Annotated in this window: 4 protein-coding genes; 1 reads left to right on the top strand and 3 read right to left on the bottom strand. The window is 47.8% G+C overall.

What is annotated here, in order from left to right:
- Positions 1-4,595 precede the first annotated feature (4,595 nt).
- A complete protein-coding gene (locus KBW69_RS23685) occupies positions 4,596-4,757 on the bottom strand; it encodes a hypothetical protein (protein ID WP_368736454.1) in 162 nt (53 codons plus the stop codon).
- A gap of 2,631 nt (positions 4,758-7,388) precedes the next feature.
- Positions 7,389-13,253 carry a hypothetical protein gene (locus KBW69_RS07015; RefSeq protein WP_257280432.1) on the bottom strand — a complete coding sequence of 1,955 codons (5,865 nt, stop codon included), beginning with the start codon at positions 13,251-13,253 and terminating at the stop codon, positions 7,389-7,391.
- 589 nt (positions 13,254-13,842) lie between these two features.
- On the opposite strand from KBW69_RS07015, the gene KBW69_RS07010 reads away from it, so the two are divergent.
- Positions 13,843-15,966 carry a hypothetical protein gene (locus KBW69_RS07010; RefSeq protein WP_257280430.1) on the top strand — a complete coding sequence of 708 codons (2,124 nt, stop codon included), beginning with the start codon at positions 13,843-13,845 and terminating at the stop codon, positions 15,964-15,966.
- Positions 15,967-16,071: 105 nt separating this feature from the next.
- Here KBW69_RS07010 and KBW69_RS07005 read toward each other — a convergent pair whose 3' ends face one another.
- The gene (locus tag KBW69_RS07005; RefSeq protein ID WP_257280429.1) at positions 16,072-21,075 is read right to left on the bottom strand and encodes a hypothetical protein; all 5,004 of its coding nucleotides are present in this window, start codon (positions 21,073-21,075) and stop codon (positions 16,072-16,074) included.
- Between the last annotated feature and the right edge of the window lie 264 nt (positions 21,076-21,339).

Below are 21,339 nucleotides of genomic sequence, written 5' to 3'. Positions count from 1 at the left end.
AGCCATTCTCAAACATCTTCATGGTTCGATCACGTCGTTCACGGAACTGAAGATAATTCTCGTTTCGTGTCCAGCCATACATCACGTTGTTTGCTTTAACTCGGCTGACATACTCTTCATCCGTTTCATTGAAGCGTTGGGGCGTGGCAATGGCAGTTCGTTTCAGATAGTCCGCTTCCGTTTCGCCCACGCCTCTCCAACGATTGATTTTGTCAAGACTGCGGCCCAGAGGTCCGCCCAGCCATTGAGTAAGTATCTTGTTGTCGTTCATGAAGAAGTCGAAAGTGAGAGTCGACGCCAAAGCGAATCCGAAGGTTTGAGCATAGGTAAATCCAGATATAAGACCGTGGGCGTATGCTCCTACAGTGGCTACCGGACCCAGCACCAGGCCGACTGTGGCAGAGGCCAGAGTTTTCACTTTTTCTGGTGTGATCCTGTGTACCAGCGGTACCTGAAACCCTTGTCTGGAACCCATGGATTTCACTATTTCCGGAACCAGATGGAAAATTCTGCGATACATACGAGGTTTGGCGTTGTATTGTCTGGCAAACAGCAGAGAGCCGGTTTTCAGCAGAATGACTGAGGAAGCGGCCTTGCCCAATGGCATGGCCAGCCCGCCTGCTTCAGATATTTTTTCAATGCCACTGTGATAGGCATATTGGCTGTTTCGATCAAGATCAACACCATAGCGTTCCAGCCAGTGCTGGAAAGGTGTAAACAGTCTGTGTGTGTAATCACCCCTGTTGGTCAGATCCAGAAGATAGAGGAACGCCATGTTCGAGAGAGACAGTCTGGCTGCCTCCGGAGCGGTATAGGTCACCAGTAGAGGATTGTAGTTGGAGTAGTACCAGATAACCGCCTGTAACAGAGAGGCTGAAGGTTTGACCCAGTAATCATTGAGCTGTCGCTCAACCGCTGCGGCGTGAGCCTGCACCAATGTGTCATGGATAGCCCGGATCAGCTCTGATTCAAATATTCCAGCAGCATGAGCGTAAGGTTCCAGGGTATCCTGAACATTGGTCAGGAATGCTGCCGTCTTGCGGCCGTTTTCAAAGGCAATATCGTCAAGAATGTAGTTGGCAATGATAGCAGCTGCGTATTCTTTCATGCCGGCAACAGACTCTTTCATACCTGCCGGGCTGGTGGCAGTCACGGGGACAGCCGTAAAGGCACTCTGCATGAATTCCTCAGTGCCTTTGTCGGACAGCATCTGGACAACGGTCTTGAAGTGAGGCAAATTGACGCCGTGTCTGTGGCCAAGGAAGTGTTCAAATTCATCCACTGTCTGATAACCATCCACACCTCTAACGGCTTTCATGTAGTTCTCAAGTTCAACCTTACTGATCACACCTTCACGCAGCAGACCGATAATCTTGTTACCACTGGCAGAACGAGTAGCGAAATATTCTGAGAAGCCTTTCAGGTCCTCTGGTTCATGCTCGACAAAGTGAATGGCTGCTGCGCCCATGCCGTATATTTCGTCTTCGTATTGTTGAGCCCCGGTTTTTAGCTCGATCCTGGCCCTGTGTGCCAGAAATTCGACTTCTTTCAGGGCATTCGTGGGCTGATCTTCTGCAGACTCAGACCTAAAGGTCGCCTTCAGGTTTTTGAAGACTTCCGCAATACGTCTGGCCTGATCAAACGTCAGATGGTCTCCAACCATTGCCTGCAGGCGAATCGGTGCCAATTCATCATCAAAATCGAAAGTCGGAAGGTATGGTAGTATTAGCTTACCGCTTTTTTCTGCCGATTCTGCAAGAGCCATTGCGGCTGACAGAGCTTGTTTCTTGAGAGAGTGCGTCTGCATATAAGCGTGCAACTCGGTTAGTATTTTTGCCTGTTTCGGCGTGTACTGGAAGGGGCCACCCTCATTTTCGACAGCTTCCTGTGCCGCTTCCAGGGCTTGCTTCATGTTCTCTATAGTCGCCGTCTTGAGTTCTACTTCCTTTTTCAGGCGCTCCTGCTGCAGGGTCAGTTGCAGGATCTTCCCGCCAGTACCGTCATATCCGCCCAGCTTTACTTGTTTGTTTTTCAGGGCGTCGATCCGGTCTTCATAATTGGCACTATAATCTTGTTTAAGACCCAGTTCATCTTCAATGTCTTTAAGATTTTCTTCATGATCCGCCAGAGCTTTTTGTGCTAACGGTATAGCCGCACTTTTCTGTTTCAGGACTGACTCCAGCGCGGCTATCTCGTCTTCAAGCAGAGCTTTGGCTTCCTGATCGACGCCCTTAAGCTCGTCAATCTCCTGATTTTTACTGTCCAGATTGTGTCTTGCATCACTTTCTTCTGCTCGTGCGAGGATCACTTCCTTCAGTTTATGGTCGCGCTCACGCATGAATTTTGCGATCTGAGCGTACTTTTTCATGATCTCAGGCAGTTCACCAACTGTTTCAACGACTACCTCGAATTTATCCCGACCGGGAGTGGCTACGGAGGCTTTAATGGCATTAAAATAATTCTCTTCTTCTGATGCATCAGGGTTACTCTCAACAGAGATGTCCAGATCTGATGTGACAGCTCTCAGTTTCAGAACAACTTCTGCTCGTCTCCCTGAACCGTCTCCCTGCAGGAAATGTCTGATGTCGTCTACTCGCTCTTCCGAGGTTTGCTCATCAACTGCAACCAGACCTAAACCGGTCTGAATTTGTTTCATTCTCTGATTAATAATTGCCTTTTCTTCATCCGTGAGAGGGAAGGTGGCAGGAGAATTAGATACCACACGTACATGAAGAATAGCCCCCAGCTTGCGGTAAAGAGCCTGCAGCTCATTTTCAGCTTCTCCCACAGCTTTCCTGGCTCTGGCTACTTCTCGATCAAGAGCGTACCGGGGTTTAGGTCCCAGGCGAGCCATTAGCCCGTCCAGTCTATTTTCAATGGTTGCGATTCGCTCATTAACGTCAGACTGACTCGCATTGAAAATTTCTCCGAACAGCTCATTGAGTTTCGCTTCAATCAGGCTGTTCTGGTCGTCGATAGCGGCATCATCTTTATAGTCCTTAATGTTGAGCTGGTGAGCTACTTTATTGTTTCTGGCTCTTCTGACAGCTTCATCGTCATTGGCCATGCCCACTATTAACGCCTGAATTTTGGCTTTTAAAGCATCCTTCCCATCAGGCAGGTTGTCATCTACTTCAAGTGCTACATGCAGATCTTTGGCCAGTTTAGCGGTGAGAGCCTTGACCTTGTCTTTAGCAGCAATGTGTTCAGAAGGGTAGATCTTGAGCTTGTCCTCTACGGCTGCAAGTAAACGTGCCTGTCTTTCACTGGCTTGCTTTTCCAGATGCAAATCTTCGACTTTATAGGCAAGAGTCGCATGAAGCCTCCTGAGTTTGAGAACACTCTCGTCGAGCGCTGTGCTGTCTTCTTTCCAGAGGGTCTGATCTATCTGCTCCAGCGTATCTTCCGGAACATCATCACCTTCAAGCAGTGTGAGAATCAGGGGAAGTCTTGCTGCCTGGTCATCCTCTTCGTTGAATTTAATGTTGAGTATTTTTTCTATGGTTTCCAGCCGATCGGTCTGTCGCAACCTGGCTTGCTTATCCGGGGCAGGGTCTTCGAGTTTATAGCGAAGGTGGGCAAGAAGCCTGATGAGTGTCAGGTTCTTCACGTTCAGGGTTTTGCTTTCAAATGCCCAAAGGATGATATCTATCTCATCCCGTATCTCATCCAGTTTCTCATCCGGGATAGCATGGCTATTGAGTATGCCGGAAATCCTGGTGAGTCTTGATATTTTGTCGTCCTCTTCATAGGCTATGACGCCGAGTATTTCTTCTGCGACCCCCAGTATGCTCAGGGCCTCTTTCTCAGCCAGCTGTCTGGCGTCTCTGATGTACACTTGCACCTCTCTGGAAATGTCCTGGCGACGGAGATAGACGTCGTCGTTTTGATCAAGGCAATGCATATCAAGGGCGTTTTCTACGGCAGTGAGTGTCTCAAGGACTTCAGGCATGACTTTGGGGTGGCCTGGTGTTCTGATGTCTTCCAGTTCTTTTTCCAGCTTCGCAAGTTTAAAGAGCTTGAGATATACCGTTCTTTCCAGGATAAAGCGGTCTTCCAGATTGCTGTCTTTAGCCAGCTCATTACCAAGAATCTTTTTCAGAGTGGCTTTTCTGACGTGGGTGAAGGAGTCCTCTAAATCCTTTTGACCGAGCAGGGTCTTAAGTCTGTTACGCATGATTTCATGTTTAGTGTACATTGCCTTAAGTTTCTGAATCAGGCGATCATGTTGAGCTTCAATATCATCATCATCAGCATTACTATCATAATCCGGAATGTTTAAATGTGCGGCAATGGTTTTATAGAGGGCTTTGATTTCATCTTCTTTTTCAGCATCTTTTCTAATGCTCTGTAGCCGAAGATGTTCTTGAACGATCTGAACTGCCTGCTGTTTTGCTGGCTCCTGAATGGCTTGGTAACGGACTTCCAGGTTTTTTTCTTCATCCGGGACGAGACTCAGCTGAACGTCAATGTTAGCCGGATTATTCTGGGCTATCCAATCGGCTGGTTCTGCCTTTTGTTGCAGGTGCTGTTGAATGGATCGATGACCCGAATCCAGACCGTTTTCATTGTCTGGAGTAATATCGTGCTCGCTTTCAATGGCTGCCAGTTGTTCTTTGACTGCTTCTTCCCGAGGTTTTTCTGTTGCAGCGTTTGCTGCGGTAACCGTCGCGGTATCTGATATTGTCGCAACCGGTGTTGCGGCGACCGACGTCCTGGCAACCGCTGTTGTGGCCAACGGTGTTGCGATGACCGATGTTGCGATGACCGATGTTGCGATGACTGATGTTGCGATAACCGATGTTGCGGTAACCGATGTTGCGGTAACTGGTCGTCGGATTTCAATAATTTTCTGGCTGATGAGTCTGGCTTGTTTTGCTAATGGCTGGGCATCCTCCCAGTTATCAATGCCAAGCTCTGCTGCCATTTGAGCGTTGCGAGCTTTTGTGGCATCGGTTCTGGCATTAAGAATTAGTTGTTCCAGATCTTCCTCATCGGAGAGTTCAGCGTCTTGTTCCAGCTGCTGTTGAATGAACTGAAGGTTAGTCAGGTCGTTTCCATTGTCCAAAATAAAACCGCGCTTGCCGCCAATATCCGCCTGTTTTGTTTTTGCAGCCTCTTTAACAGGCTCTCCTGTTGCGGCAACCAATGGGTTGATCGCCAGAGTTTTTTTTCCGGTGAGTCTGGCTTGTTCTTCCGGTGGCTGGGTATCATCCCAATCATCAATATCGGGCTTTGCTGCCGTTTGAGTATTGAAAGTTTTTGTGGCAAATGATTTGAAAATTCGAATTTTTTTCTCCAGCTTGGGAATTCGTTCGACATCCCGCTGAAGTTCCAGTAACAGGCTACGCAGTTCTCCCCTCTCTCCTCTAAGCCGTGCGAGCTCATTCTCAATTCTTTGCTTGCTTCGAAGTGCTTTGAATAATTCCTGTTTACTGGTAGTGGATTTCTCCGTTGTGAGCTCTATATGGCTTCTAAACCGGATGAGTTCACTTTCTCGTTCGCTTTCACTTGCCTGCAGCATTTCCAGCGAGCTTTCCAGCTCAATCAGCTTTCTGGCCATGTCGCTCGTGACTTTGGAAGCAAACTCTGTGTTATCTCCAAGAATATCGATCTGGGCTTCATTGGTAATGCTGACAAGAGGTACCACTTCCTTAATATTGTGGAGAAACAGCTGATTATTCAGGAGTTTGCTAATTTCGCGTCTCAAGCTGAAGTGTCGTTCGATTTGAGCACGCATCCAGGTTGGTGTGATGACCGAAGCAGCGATGTTGACATGATCTGGTGTGAATACAAATTCATCTGCTTGATCTGGAGTAGCACTGATCAATGCCTGCTCGAGAGATGCCCAGTATGCAAGCTCAATCGTCGCCTGTTCTTTTTTCAGTGAAAGCTTAGTCGATTGATCTTCGTAAGCTCTGGCATCGTACATCTCAAATAAATCTTCCAGCAGTGCCATCTGCGAGCTTCGAATGATGTATTGTAAGTTTTTGATCCTATCTTTTTTTACCTTCACTGATACCGGAGAGCTGGGGTTATCAGGGTCTATGTCCCAGAGGTTACGGAAGCTTCTGGCAAAAGCGGTGTCGGCCAGGTTCTGCTTCTGACCACGGAAAACAATAATCTCCCCCGAAGCCTCAGACACTTCCAGTTTTGGGTAACCCGCAGGCACAGGATAAACCTGTGTCTCATCCTCGAAGTGGACGACATATCCGACGGGTTTCTGGTATGACAACAAATCATTCAGGACTTTCTGTTGTAAATCTTTTTCCAGAACGTGAACCTGGGTGTAGGCAGTAGTCGCTGCTGCTAAAAGCGCTTCATCATTGACAAAGAGCGATTGACCCAGACGCTGCAGTTCAGGCGGCTGATCGCCGACAGCGACAAGACGCATAAAGGTGCGCCCATTCACTTCAACTTTGTCTACTTTAATGGTGGCAAGGGCTACATAGTGATCGACTTTGCCAAGGTTGCCTGCTCTATCATTGGCTCCTTTCAATACTCCGACCAGCTTTTTGGGGCTGACGACTCTCGTTAACGGTTCAAATGGTTGGGTGCCATCCAAGTGTGCAAGAACAGCCTCAATTGAATCCTGATCGGTCATTCCATTTCTGACTTCAATGATCAGCTCTTCTTCTGCAAGGTTATGGGTGAATCTGAAGACCCCCTCATTACCGACCTTGACGACTTTGGTGTATTTTTGAGCAACGTCATTGTCGTCTGTCTCAAACAGATCAACAGTGGAAACGCCACCGTCGATACCAGAAAGAACGTCTGTGAAGCCTTCAGAAGATATGTCATGGACAGTCCTTGCTTCAGCCTGATCAGGGTAGGTGGTAGTAAAGGATTTGGGTATTGGCTGCTGGTCATCACCTAAAGTTGGCTGAACCACGACCTCACTCTGGGTAAACTCCGTATGTCCATTGTCCAATATAATCATGGATTTTGTCTGCAGCCTGCGTTCGGCCAGTGCCTGTGTACCAGTGATGGAAGAAATGATGGAAACGGCCACGGCAAGGCTGATTGCGTTGGGGCGAACATATGTCATTCTACTACCTCAGAGCTGAGTATTTTATTACCGTGAAAAGTGATCACCACACCAGATAAGCAGGCAACTTCCAGTTTCTCATGGCTGTTCCGGTAAGTTGTTGAGTGAATTTAGTTCACAGTGGCAAATTCGGTAAGCAATTGAGCGAATTTAGTTCGTAATGACAAAGTCCAATGCCAGTAAAATTGAGTGGTTTTTTCAGGGCGGGAATACATTCATGCATGCCTGAAAACAGGGTTTATTTGATAGCCTGACCTGAAAGCAATCACTATGTATTCCTTTATACTGGTTGCTTTTCGATGGGTATTGCTACTGAGTGGGCATTCACTGATTTCTGATATTAAAGTTCGCCGTGGATTTTCTTATCTTTATCAGGGTCGAACCTCTCAATCTCGTGACCAGCCATTGCTGCTTTCACAGCTGTAGAGGAGGCAGGTGCTGAGGTCCTCCTGGCTTTCCTGTCAATATTCTGATGCCATTTGTAGAGGGCACCCAGAGTGTAAGAGTAAGGAATACTTTCTGCATGGGAGAATGACCATTTAGGCACATTTTTTTTGAAGTATTTCTCCCAGCCATTGCTGTACATTTTCATGGTTCGGTCACGCCGTTCACGAAACTGAAGATAGTTCTCGTTTCGCATCCAGCCGTACATTACGTTCTTTACTTTAACACGGCAAGCATACTTTTCATCCGTTTCATTGTAGCGTTGAGGCTTGGCAATGGCAGTGCGTTTAACATAGTCAGTTTTCGTTTCACCCAGGCCTCTCCAGCGATTAAGTTTGTCAAGACTTCGGCCCAGAGGTCCTCCCAGCCAGTCAGTTAGTATCTTGTTGTCGTTCATGAAAAAGTCGAAAGTGAGGCTTGTTGTAAGAGCTAATCCGAATGTTTGCACGTAGGTAAACCCGGATAAAAGACCGTGGGCGTATGCTCCGGCAGTGGCTACCGGACCCAGTACGATGCCGGCTGTGGCAGAGACCAGAATTTTCACTTTTTCCGGTGTGATCCTGTGCACCAGCGGTATCTGAATTCCTTGTCCGGATCCCATGGATTTAACCATTTCGGGGACCAGACGGTAAATGGTGCGGTACCTATGGGAGTTGGCGTTGTACTGTCTGGTGAACAGCGCAGAGCCGGTTTTCATTAGAATAACCGAGGAAGCAGCCTTACCTAATGGCATTGCCAGAGCGCCCACTTCAGAGATTTCTTCAATTCTGCTGTGATAGGCATATTGGCGGGTTCGGTCAAGATCAACTCTATAGCGTTCCATCCAGTGTTCGAAAGGTATGAGCATCCTGTGCATGTAATCGCCCCTGTTGGTCAGATCCAGAAAATAGAGGAGCTGCATGTTTGAGAGGAATAGCCTGACAGCTTCCGGGGCGGTATGGGTCACCATTAAAGGTTTGTAGCTGGAGTAGTACCCGGTTAGGGCTTGTACCATGAAGGCTGAAGGCTTGATCCAGTAATCGTTTAGCTGTAGCTCAGCAGCAACGGTATGAGCCAGCATCAATGTGCTATCGATAGCCTTGAACAGGTCTGATTCAGACATGCCGGTAGCATGAGCATAAGGTGTCAGGGTATCCTGAACCTTGACCATGAATGCTGCTGTCTTGCGGCCGTTTTCAAAGGCAATATCGTCAAGAACGTAGTTGGCGATGACCGCAGCCGCGTAAACTTTCATACCTGCAACAGATTCTTTCATGCCCGTCGTGCCAGTGGCTGTCACAGGAGTAAAGGCACTGTGCATAAATTCCTTAGTACCTCTGTCGGACAGCATCCGGACAACCTTTTGGAACTCAGGCACCTTGACGCCGTGTTTATAACCAAGAAAGTGTTCAAATTCAGCCATTGTCTGATATTCGTCGACACCTCTGATGGCCTCCATATAGTTCTCTAATTCAACCTTACTGATCAGACTTTCACTCAGCAGAGCTATAATCCTGTTGCCACTGACAGAATGGGCAGCAAAGTATTCCGAGAAGCTTTTCAGATCCCTTGGTTCATGCTCGATGAAGTGAATAGCGGCTTCGCCCATGCTGTGGATTTCATCGTCATAGTGTTGTGGCCCGGTTTTAATGTGACTTCTTGCCCTTTCCGCCAGCTTTTGGGCTTCTCCCAGCGGATTCAGAGACTGATCTTCTGTGGGCCTGATCGTGAATGTCGTCTTCAGATTTTTGAAGATTTCCACAGTCCGTCTGGCCCGGTCAAACGTCATATGATCTCCCACCAATGCCTGCAAGCGAATCGGTGCAAATTCATCATCTAAGTCAAAAGTCTGAAGATTGGGTATTGACTTACTGCTTAGTTCAGCTGATTTCGCCAGACCCATTGCGGCTTCCAGAGCCTGTTTCCTGAATGAATGTTCGCCCATGTAGGTGTGTATTTCGGTCAGTATTTTTGCTTGTCCCGGCGTGTACTGGAAGGAAACACCCTCATTTTCGATAGCCTCTTCTGCCGATTCCAAAACTCCCTTTAAGATCACTATTCGCGCTTTTCTGATTTCTATTTCTCTGTTCAGACTGTCCTGTTCCTCGGTCAGTTGCTGAATCATGCCGCCAGTACCATCGAGCCCTCCCAGTTGCACCTGTTTATTTCTCAGGGCATCAACACGCTCAGCCAAGCGGGCAGTGGGCTCTGGCTTGAGACCCACGTCATCCTCAATAACTCTGAGAGACGCTCCATGAACCTCCAGATTTGCCTGAGCTTCTGATACTACTGCCTTTCTCCATTCCAGAATCAAGGCCTGCGCATCTCTTTCGTCTTTAAGTTTGGTTTTAGTTTCCGGATCGATGTTTCTGGAATGGTCAATCGCCCGATTTTTAGTGTCCAGTTCCTCTTGTGCCTGCTTTTCACCGTCCTGTGCATAGGCCAATTCCATTTTTCTAAAATCGTGCTCATGGAGGAACTCCGTGATTTGAGTGTACTGTCTCCTGGTTTCAGGCAATTTGCCCAGGTAATCGACTTCATCGGCCTTATCCCGACCGTAAGAGGCTGCATAGTCTACTATGGCATTGATGTAATCTTCTTCAGACAGATTATCAGGGTCATTATCAAAGGGGATTTTCAGATTTCTAATAGTAGCTATCAGTTTCTGAACGATCTCGACTCGTCTTCCTGAACCGTCTTCGCTTTTCTGAATAAAACGTTCAATGCCGTCTAATTGGTCTTTTGGGGTTTGATTATCACCCTGAGTCAGGCTTGACCCGGTCTGAGTGTGTTTCATTGCCTGATTGAGAACCGTGATATCTTTATCTGTGTCAGGGTGGACGTCGGTAGAATGTGTGAATGCCACTTCTTTACGATGAATAGCATCCAGTTTGCGATGAAGTTCCTCCAGCTCAGTTTCAGCTTCTTCAATGTCTCCTTTGGCTCTGGCTACCTCACGATCAAGAACATATCGGGGTTTAGATCCCAGACGAGCCATTTGCCAGTTAAGTTCAGCATTAATGGTTGCGATACGCTCATTAACGTCAGGGTCACCCAGTGCAAAAAGTTTTACAGACAGCTTTTTGAGTTCTTCTTTAATGAGATGGATCTTAACAATATCGGGGGCAGCGTATTTATAGTCCTCAATGCCAAGATGATGGGCAATCTCGTTATATCTGGTTCTTACATCGTCGAAGAGACTACGCTTTATTGCCGGGATTAGGGCTTTTTCTACGGCATCCAGTTTCTCAAGAATTTCAAGTCTGGCTATCTGGCCTTTTGTTCCGGGGTTTTCCAGTTCTATACCAAAAGTATTTGCCACAGTGCCCTGCAGGCGTTTGATGTCAGCTTCACCGTACCTGTTTTGAACGGGTCTGTTCAGTAAATGCTGAAACTTCATTTGTTCGGTTTGAATATTCTTTGTGCGGTATTTTTCAAGCGGGTCATTTTGGCGGGTACTCAGATTCATAAGTCTTGGTTGATGAGATTTCATTGACTTAATTTTCTCAAGCAGAAGTGCCAGCTGAGTGTCAATATCTGCATCGCCACGAAAATTCTGAATGTTTAAATGTTCCGCAATGACGGCAAAGCGAGCTTTGATTTCAGCTGCTTTTTCAGCCTCTGTGAGGGCGCTTTGTTGCTTATTGACCTGGTCACGGGCCTGCAGGTCAGCTTCGTCGAACGGGACCAGGCCGCCGCCGGGCCGTTGTTTAATGATAAGTATGAAGGGGTCATCCCCTATGATCTGTTCTGTTTTATATATCAGGTGCTGTTGAATGGACCGGTAGTGGTCATCCAGATCGTTTTCATTGATGGGAGTGATACCAAGCTGGCCTTCAATCGCAGCCAGTTTTGCTTTTACAGCACCATCATCAGCCTGTTCCGTTGAGTGATAACGTGTTTTGAGAACCTCGCTGCACTTGTCATCAATTTTCTCCAAGAGCCGTCTGGCTTGCCTTTCCAGTGGTTGGGCGTCATCCCAGTCATCTATGCCAAGTTGTATCGCAAGTCCGGAGTTGTAAACACTTCTGGCTTTTTTTCTGGCATCAGGAACTTGTTGTCTCAGCAGAGGAATTCGTTCGATTTCCTGAATAAGCGACTGTTGCAGGCTTCTCTGATCGTTCAGCTTCACAAGAATCTGTGCAAGTTTATCCTTAATCATCCGATGGATTCCTTGCGCTATCAGTTTTATCTCATCACTGGCATCGGCTGGATCCGATTCGTGCTGCTGCTTATATTCAAGCTGGCGGAGTTCGACTGCCTGAAGTAGCTCTTCGAGCTCGCTGTCTACCTCAGTGAGCTTTCTGACCATGTTGTCCAGGAAATGGAAAGCAAACTTTTTGTTTTTGTATAAAATATTGGTCACTGATTTGGCGACAATGGGTATATGCTTCAGAATCTTCTCAACAGAATGCGGGTTCGTTAGAAGATCTCTAAGTGCAGGTTTGAAGCTGAAGTGTTTTAGAAGTTGGCTCTGCATCCAGGTTGGCGTGATGACTGTTGAAGCGGCTCTGATTTGTTCCGGTGTGAGTTCAAATTCACCTGCCCGGTCTGGAGTAGCACTGCTCAATGCCTGCAGCAGAGATTCATAGTTTGCCAGCGCAAACGCAGCCACTTTATCTTCGTATTCAAGCGTTATTTGACCTTCGTTAGCTTCAGCACCATGCCGCGCAGCAAACTCCTCCAGCAGTGCCATCTGACTGCTTCGAATGACGTATTGGTAGCTTTCAACCTTATAGTTTTTAACTTGTGTTGTTACTGAATGAACGGGGTTATTAGCCTTAGCTTCTTCCCGAAGCTTATAGAGGTTTTCTACAAAAGCGGCATCATTCGGATTCAGCTTCTGGCCATGAAAAACAATAACTTCGCCCGGAGTTTCTGCTACTTCCAGCTTTGGATAGCCCGCAGGCACAGGATAAACCCGCGTATCATCCTCCGCGAGTACAACATATCCGACGGGTTTGCTGTGTGCCAACAGCTCATTTAGAGCCTGCTGTTGTAAATCCTCTCCCAGGGCATGAACCCGGATATAGGCAGAGGTGGCTGCTGCCAGGAGAGCCTCATCATTGACAAAGAGCGATTGACCCAGACTTTGCAGATCAGGGGGCTGATCGCCCGAAGCAATAAGACGCATGAAGGTACGACCACGCACTTCAACTTTTTCAACTTCAATGATGGCAAGGGCAACATAGTGATCGTGTTTGCCCAGGTTTCCTGCTCTGCTGTTGGCAGCTTTCAGCAAATCAGCCAGTTGTTCCGGGCTGGCGATTTTCGTTAACGGTTCCAATGATTGGTGTAAGTGATCACGAACAGCATCAATTGAATCCTGATCGGTCATTTTGCCTCTGACTTCAATGATCAGTTCCTTTTCTTCAAGATTATGGGTGAACCTGAAAATGCCCTCATCACCAACCTTCAGGACTTTGGTGTACATCTGAGCAACGTCATTCTCGTCTGTTTCAAACTGATCAACACTGGAAGCGCCACCCTCAATACCATAAAGAACCTCTGTAAAGCTTAAAGAAGGAATAACATAGTCCACACTGAGCAGAGGCTCATAAGGGTAAGTGGTTGTAATGGATTTGGGTATTGGCTGTTGGTCAGGGCCTGAAGTCGGCCGAACCATGACCTCACTCCAGGTGAATTCTGCATGTTTATTGCCCAGAATATCGGCAGATTTTGTCTGCAGCTTGCGATCGGCCAGTGCCTGTGTACCAATAATTGAAGAGCCGATGGCAACGGCCGCAGCAAGGCTCAGTGCGTTGGGGCAAGCATGTGCCATCCGACTACCTCAGAGCTGATTACTTTGACTACCGTTAAGACATTTCCACACCAGACCAGGAACTAACTTCCATTCGCTCACGGCTGTTACTTGCTCACGGCTGTGAATCGCTCATTGTTGTTCCGGTAAGCTGTTGAGTGAATTTAGTTCAAAATGGCAAATCCGCTAGCTATTGGGCGAATTTAGCTTTGTCTCGAAATTGTCCCCTAAAGAGATTAACAACTCTGAGATTCAACTGAAGAAGCTTTGCTTTTGACTCGTTCCCATGCTAGCAGCCTGTCGGACTTAAGGCTGTCCTACTGCGGTTGCAATAAATTGGTCTAAAAATTCCTGCTTCTTCGTCAAATAGCTCGCTATTCTCCTCAGAAGCAGAAATTTTTATCCTCAATTTCTTGCAATCCTCGCTACGGACGCTTAAGTCCGACAGGCTGCTAGATCATGGTAACGAGCCAAGAAGATAAAAACACCCTTGTTTTCCTGATCTATCCTTCTTCTCTGTAAACCAGAAGACAGGGACAGAATTATTAAACAATCACTTTTTGCGGCACTGCTGTTACTGTCGTTTTCTGTCGTCTGCCAGACTAAACCGTTGGCAAGACATATTGTTATCGAGGTTGAAAAGAATACAGATTTTCCTGACCAGAACTTTTCTATTAAGCTTAACCGACCAACATTGTCAGGCAACCCATCAGACACTGTCGACACAAACGGCAATGTAGAACCAGACTCATCATCTGATGAAAAACGACACAAACCTGACAGTCAGGAAGTGAAAACGACTCTCATAGAATCAATTTCGTGGCGATGGCTTTACGCGACGGATCTGCTGGTTGCTTATGAGCTCATTCTGAGTACCAGAGACGCCTCTCTATGCTCAAACCCTTATTCACACATAACTGTAGAAGCAGTTATCACTATCAGTTGGCTTTTAAAAAGCTATTGGAACGCCAACTCACCGCTGTTTAACCCGATTGGGCAACAAGAAACGAGTCAAAATCACCGGCTTGCCATCACCGCTATGATGCCAGGCTCTGAACAAGAACAACCTCATTATCAGCCATCAGAATCATCAGGCCAGCGTGTCCCACAAGCCAGCAGTCACATCACGGGCTATTTCACCAATCTCCTGTTTTCCAGCTCTGTCGGCGATAACGAAGATCCTGAACAACACCTGCATACTTTGGGTTTAAATTGTTATATCTATCCCTGTAATGGTGTTTGTCGATTCCGGCAATCTTCCAACTCATCCGATAGCATAGTGTCAGATTGTGAAGAAAGTTCGAAATACTGCACTGAAGAAACTTCCGGAGAGAGCCCATGCTCCCACGAGGCCAATGGACACTGCTATCGTTGCAGCCCTGTAGACGGGGTCGCAGACTCAATGGGTGCAGGGGCAGCCAGAACTGACTCTACCGGGCAAGGAACCTGCAACGTCATCTTAGTCAGCGAGGATGTCCAACTGCGGCAATGCCGGAAAGTCTACAAGAATCAAAAAGCACTTTTGTCTCACAAAACCAAATACCATACCGGGCAAAAAACCTGTGACTTAACAGAAGTCGCGGAGGATGGCCAGTCATGGCCATGCGGAATGGTCTTCCGGAATCATAATGCCCTTAGCTATCACAAAAGAAGTTTCCACACCGGGCAACAAACCTGTTACGTGACCATGGTTGGGAAGGATGGCCAGCAGCGACCATGCGGAAAGGCCTACAATAGTGTTCAAGCCCTGTCGAATCACAAAAGTTTATACCATACCGGGCAAAAAACTTGTGACGTAACAGTAGTCCCGGAGGATGGCCAGCCACGGCCATGCGGAATGGTCTGCGAGAATACTAATGCACTGTCGCATCACAAAAGAAGACACCATACCGGGCAAAAAACCTGTATCGTGATGGTGATTGGGAAGGATGGCCAGCCGCAGCCATGCGGGGCGGTCTGCAGGAATGCTAATGCACTGTCAACTCACAAAAACAGTCACCATAGTGGGCAGCGGATCTGTGACTTAACCGTGATCCGGGAGGATGGCCAGCGTCGCCGATGCGGGGCGAACTGCAAAAGTTCTAAAGCCCTGACGGATCACAAGAGAATCTTCCACACTGGACAACAAACCTGTGACGTAACCGTAGTTGGCAAGGATGGCAAGGAGCGACTGTGCGGGTCAATCTGCAAGAATGTTCAAACCCTGTCGAGTCACAAAAGCAACATGCACTGTGGTAAACGAACCTGTGAAGTGACCATGGCCGGAGAGGATGGCCAGCAGCAGCCATGCGGGAAGGTCTGCAGGAGTTATCAGGCCCTGTCGGATCATTTAAGGAAAGATCACACCGGGCAACAAACCTGTAAGGAAATTGTAATTGAGAAGGATGGGCAGCGGCGGCCGTGTGGGGCGGTGCTTAGGAGTGCTACAAGCCTGTCGAATCACAAAAGCACATACCATACCGGGCCAAAAACCTGCAACGTAACACTAATCGGAGAGGATGGCCGACCTTGGCCATGCGGAAAGCTCTTCGATAATACCAAAGGCCTGTCGAACCACAAAAGAAAAGACCATAGCAGACCACAAACCTGCGATGTGACAGTATTCGGAGAGGATGGTCTGCAAAGACCATGCGGGACTGTCTGCAAGAATGCTTTTGACCTGACGAATCACAAAAGAAGACATCGAAAACGCAAGCCTGTTGCTGTAAACCGGAACAATGACCTCACCCCTTGAAATGACACCCGTCCCTTGAGAGGGTGTCGCTAAACTCGGGTTCCCATGCTTTTTCAGGCCCTGAGGTTCCGAACCAACAAGCCTTACGATCAAACATTGCTGCTTTCATGGCTGCAGGGGTTCCTCAGGCAACGCTGTCCTTGTGGCTCTCCTGTTACCTTTCTGTTGCCACTCGTAGAAGGCGCCCAGAGTGTAAGAGTAAGGAATACTTTTTGCGTGGGAGAATGACCATTTAGGCACATTTTCCCTGAAGTAGTTCTCCCAGCCGTGCTCATACATCTTCATGGTGTGATCACGTCGTTCACGGAACTGAAGATAATTCTCGTTCCGCGTCCAGCCATACATTACCTTGTCTGCTTTAACACGGTTGGTATACTCCTGATCTGTTTCACTGAAGCCTTGAGGCGTGGCAATGGCGTTGCGTTTCACATAGTCAGACTCCCTTTCACCCATGCTTCTCCAGCGATTAAGTCCGTCAAGACTTCGGCCCAGAGGTCCACCCAGCCATTGAGTGAGCATCTTGTTGTCGTTCATGAAGAAGTCGAAACCAAGACTCGACGCCAGAGCGAATCCGAAGGTTTGAGCGAAGGTAAACCCGGATATCAGACCGTAGACGTATGCTCCGACAGTGGCTATCGGACCCAGCACGATACCGGCGGTGGCAGAGGCCAGAGTTTTCACTTTTTCTGGTGTGACTCTTTGCAGCAGCGGTACCTGAACGCCTTGTACGGAAGCCATTGATGTCAACATTTCAGGCACCAGGCGGAAAATGCTGCGATACATCCGGGGGTTGGCGTGGTACTGTCGGATAAATAGCATAGAGCCGGTTTTCAGCAGAATGACTGAGGAAGCAGCCTTGCCAAATGGCATTGCCAGCCCACTCACTTCAGAGACTTTTTCAATTCCACTGTGGAAGGCATATTGGCCGGTTCGGTCAAGATCGACACCATAGCGCTCCAACCAGTGCTGAAAGGGTGTGAGCATTCTGTGTGTGTAATCGCCCCGGTTGGTCAGATCCAGAAGATAGAGGAAGGCCATGTTCGAGAGGCACAGACTGGCCGCCTGCCGGGCGGTATTGGTCACCAGAAGAGCTTTGTAGTTGGAGAAGTACCAGGTGACCGCCTGTATCAGAGAGGCTGAAGGTTTGACCCAGTATTTCATTAGCTGTTGCTCAGCTGCTGCGGCATGAGCCTGCATCAGTGCGCTATAGACAGCCTGGATCAGTTCTGTTTCAAATATTCCGGCAGCATGAGCGTAAGGTGTCAGGGTATCCTGAACATTGGCCAGAAATGCTGCCGTTTTGCGGCCGTTCTCAAAGGCAATATCGTCAAGAACGTAGTTGGCGATCACCGCTGCTGCGTATTCTTTCATGCCGGTAACAGAGTCTTTCATACCCGCCGGGCCATTAGTGCTCACGGTCACAGGAGTAAAGGCACTCTGCATGAATTCCTCAGACCCCTTGTCGGACATCATCTGGACAACCTTCTTGAACTCGGGCACGCTGACGCCGTGTTTGTAACCAAGGAAGTGCTCAAATTCATCCACTGTCTGATAACCATCGGCACCTCTGACAGCCTTCATGTACTGCTCAAGTTCAACCTTGCTGATCAGACCTTCACGCAGCAGAGCGATGATCCTGTCACCATTGGCAGAATGTTTGGCAAAGTATTCCGAGAAGCTTTTCAGGTCCCTTTGTTCATGATCGACGTAGTGAATAGCTGCTTTGCCCATACCGTGGATTTCATTGTCGTAATGTTGTGGCCCGGTTTTAATCTCACTTTCCAGACGGGCCAGCTCCTGAATCATTTGCCGGATCTTGCCGCCAGTGCCATCATCACCGCCCGGTTGTACCTGTTTTTTTCTCAGGGCATCAAGCCGGTCATCATAGGTGTCAGTAGAGTCTGGTTTAAGAACCACGGCTTCTTCAGTGGCTTCAAGAAGCGCGTCATGATTCGCCAGTGTTTCTTTTACAGCTTCAACCTGAGGCTGCTCTGTTGAGGAATCTTTTGTGGTAAGCGTTGTTGCGGCGATGGATATCGCGGCAACCGGTGTTGAGGCAATGGATGTTGGGGCAATAGATGTTGGGGCAATAGATGTTGGGGCAATAGATGTTGGGGCAATAGATGTTGGGGCAATGGACGTTAGGGCAACCGGTGTTGAGGCAATGGATGTTGGGGCAATGGATGTTAGGGCAACCGGTGTTGAGGTAAGCGGTGTTACAGTTTCCGGTTGCTTGATTTCATAAACTTTCTCTATGATGAGTCTGGCTTGTTTTTCTGATGGCTGGGTATCATCCCGATTATCAATTTCAAGCGCTGCTGCCCCTTGTCTGCTTGCTAGTGCTTCATGAGCTCCTTTTCTCTGCATTGGAATTCGATCGATTTCGTCTTGGACAGGATGTAACCATTTTCTCCGTTTTGCCAAATCTTGTTGATTCTGAAAATCTTGTCGAAAGACCTCAAAGAACTGCTGCTTAATGCACTTCTGCAGGTGCTGATGGCGGGCTTCAAGATCATCCTTGTTTTCCGGAATAAGGCTGAGCTTACCTTCAAAAAAAGCCAGTCTTTCCCGAGCTTCCTCATCGGATAGTTCTTCGTTTGGTTGCAGCGGCTGTGGAATGAACGGAAGGGCAGCCATATCATTTTCATTGATCAAAGTAATACTGCGCTTGCCTCCGGTAGTCGCCGGTTTTGCTTTTACTGCTTCTTCATCAAGCTGTTCTGTTGCGGGCAGCAATTGTTTGATTTTATGAATTTCCTGTCGGATGAGTCTGGCTTGTTCCCCGGGTGGTTGGGTATCATCCCAATCATTAATCTCAAGCTCTGCTGCCAGTTGAGCGTTTCGAGCTTTAGTGGCATCTGCTCTGGCATCACGAACTTGTTGTACCAGCTTTGGAATTTGTTCGATTTTCTGCTGAAGTATCTGTGACTGGTTTTGCAGTTCTTCCTTCTCCTTACGAACTTGTAGAAGCTCATCTTTAATTTGTTGCTTGAGTTGAAGTGCTCTGAGCTTTTCTTTTTCACTGGCAGTAGCTTTCTCCGTCGTCAACACTATCTCGTTTCTAAGCTGGTTGATTCGTGTTGCTTGCCGTTTGAGGTGTTGCTTTATGGCCTGATGACGCACTTTCGGGTCTTTTTTATTGTCCGGGACCAGACCGAGCAGAATTTCAATGTCAGCCAGGTAATTATGAATAACCGTATCAGTGAGTTCTTTCTTGTGTGGCAGGTGAGGTTGAACGGTCTTAAAGCGGGCATCCAGGTCGTTTTCATGGGCCGGAGTAATTCCGGACGGGCCTTCAATCGCAGGCAGCTTTACTGCCCCCGGAGCGTTTTGAACTCTTGTAGCAACTGGCCGGGAATTACGAACTGGTTGTTTCGGCACGGGAGTTCGTTTGACTTCATGATGACGTTTTGGTGACCCATTTTTCTGTTCTTCCTTTTTTTGTTGATTCTGAACAGGTGGTTGAACGACCTCATCTGCCTGCTGCTGAAGGTGCAGCTGAATGACCCTGTGCAGGGCTTGCTGAAGCGTTCGGTGTTTTTCTTTGTCACTGGCAATGACTCTCTTTAACTGGTTGTTAAGGACGGTGTCTCCGCCCTCTTCTCCCTCTGGCTTTGACTGCTCGTTTTCCATCTCAATCAGCTGTCTGAGAACGTCGCCGAGGATTTTGGAAGTAAACCTTTCGTCGTCCCCAAGAGCGTTAGCCTGCGCCAGGTTGATGCCGCTGACAACAGATACCGTATTCTCAATATCCCAAACAAAGAACCGGTTATTCAGAAGATTGGTAAGTGTAGGTTTGAAACTGAAGTTTTTTACGAGTTGATGATGCATCAGGGTTGGCGTGACGACCGATGAAGCGACTCTAATGTGTCTTATTGTGAATTCAAATTCATCTGCCTGATCTGGAGCAGCACTTGCCAATGCCTGCTTGAGAGATTCATAGTACATAAGCGTAATCAGTTTATCTATGCCATATTGGGCATCGTGCTTTGCAGCGATCTCCTCGAGTAATGCCATCTGTTTGCTTCGAATGACGTAATGGTAGCCTTTGACCTTGTCTTTTTTTACCTGTGTTGCTACCGGAGGTTTAGGGTTATTGACATCGTCTTCTTCCCAGAGCTTATAGAAACCTTCAACAAAAGCGAGATCGGCCGGATTCTGTTTCTGACCACGGAAAACAATAATATCCCCCGGAGCCTCAGTCACTTCCAGTTTTGGATAACCCGCCGGCACAGGATAAGACTGGCTCTCATCCTCAACGTGTACAACGTAGCCGACGGGTTTATTGTATGACAACAGATCATTCAGGGCTCTCTGTTGTAAATCTTTCCCCAGAATATGAACCTGAGTGTAGGCGGACGTCGCTGCTGCAAAAAGAGCTTCATCATTAACAAAGAGCGATTGACCGAGGCGATGCAGTTCAGGAGGCTGAACGCCGGCAGCGATAAGACGCATGAAGGTGCGCCCATTCACTTTAACTTTGTCTACTTTAAGGGTGGCAAGGGCAACATAGTGATCAACTTCGCCAAGGTTTCCTGCTTTTTCACTCGCACCTTTTAGCACACCGACCAGATGCTCAGGGCAGGCAATTTCTGTAAATGGCTCTAATGTTTGGGTGTCGCCTAGTTGAGCGCAAACTGCCCCAATGGAATCTTGTTGGGTCATTCTGAATCTGACTTCAATGAGCAGATTCTTTTCTGCCAGATTATGGGTGAATCTGAAGACCCCCTCATTACCAATCTTGAGGACTTTGGTGTATTTCTGAGCAATGTCATTGTCATCTGTTTCAAACAGATCAACAGTGGAAACGCCACCGGCGATGCCGGAAAGGACGTCTGTGAAGCCTTCGGAAGGCATGTTATAGCCCGCTGTGGCTTGAGCCTGGTCAGGGTAGGTGGTGGTAAAGGATTTGGGTATTGGCTGCTGGTCATCACCTAAAGTGGGCTGAACCATGACCTCACTCTGGGTAAACTCTGTATGACCATTGCCCGCAATATCGATGGATTTTGTCTGCAGTCTGCGTTCCGCCAGTGCCTGCGTGCCAATGATGGAAGAGCTGATTGCAACGGCCACTGCCAGGTTCAGTGCATGGGGGCGAGCATGTGTCATTCGACTACCTCAAGGCTGATAACTTTCTATACCGTGAAAAGTGATGTTTACACCAGTTGAGAGAGCAACTTCCAGTAACTCTGGGCTGTCAATAGCTCAAGGCTGTTCCGGTAAGTTGTTGAGTGAATTTAGTTCACAGTGGCCAATCCGGTGAGCCGTTGAGCGAATTTAGTTCACAGTGGCAAAGTCCAATGCCAGTAAAATTGAGTTGTTTTTTCAGAGCAGGAATACATTCATGCATGCCTTATAACAGGGTTTGATCGA

The organism is Endozoicomonas sp. ISHI1, assembly GCF_024606225.1.
Taxonomy (GTDB): domain Bacteria; phylum Pseudomonadota; class Gammaproteobacteria; order Pseudomonadales; family Endozoicomonadaceae; genus Endozoicomonas_A.
The sequence above is the reverse complement of the archived record's forward strand: the minus strand, read 5'-3'. Positions and strand labels throughout refer to the sequence as shown.

Bases quoted from the DNA above. Each gene is read 5' to 3' on its own strand.
- KBW69_RS07015 (WP_257280432.1), bottom strand. From the start codon at position 13,253: ATGGCACATGCTTGCCCCAACGCACTGAGCCTTGCTGCGGCCGTTGCC.
- KBW69_RS07005 (WP_257280429.1), bottom strand. From the start codon at position 21,075: ATGACACATGCTCGCCCCCATGCACTGAACCTGGCAGTGGCCGTTGCA.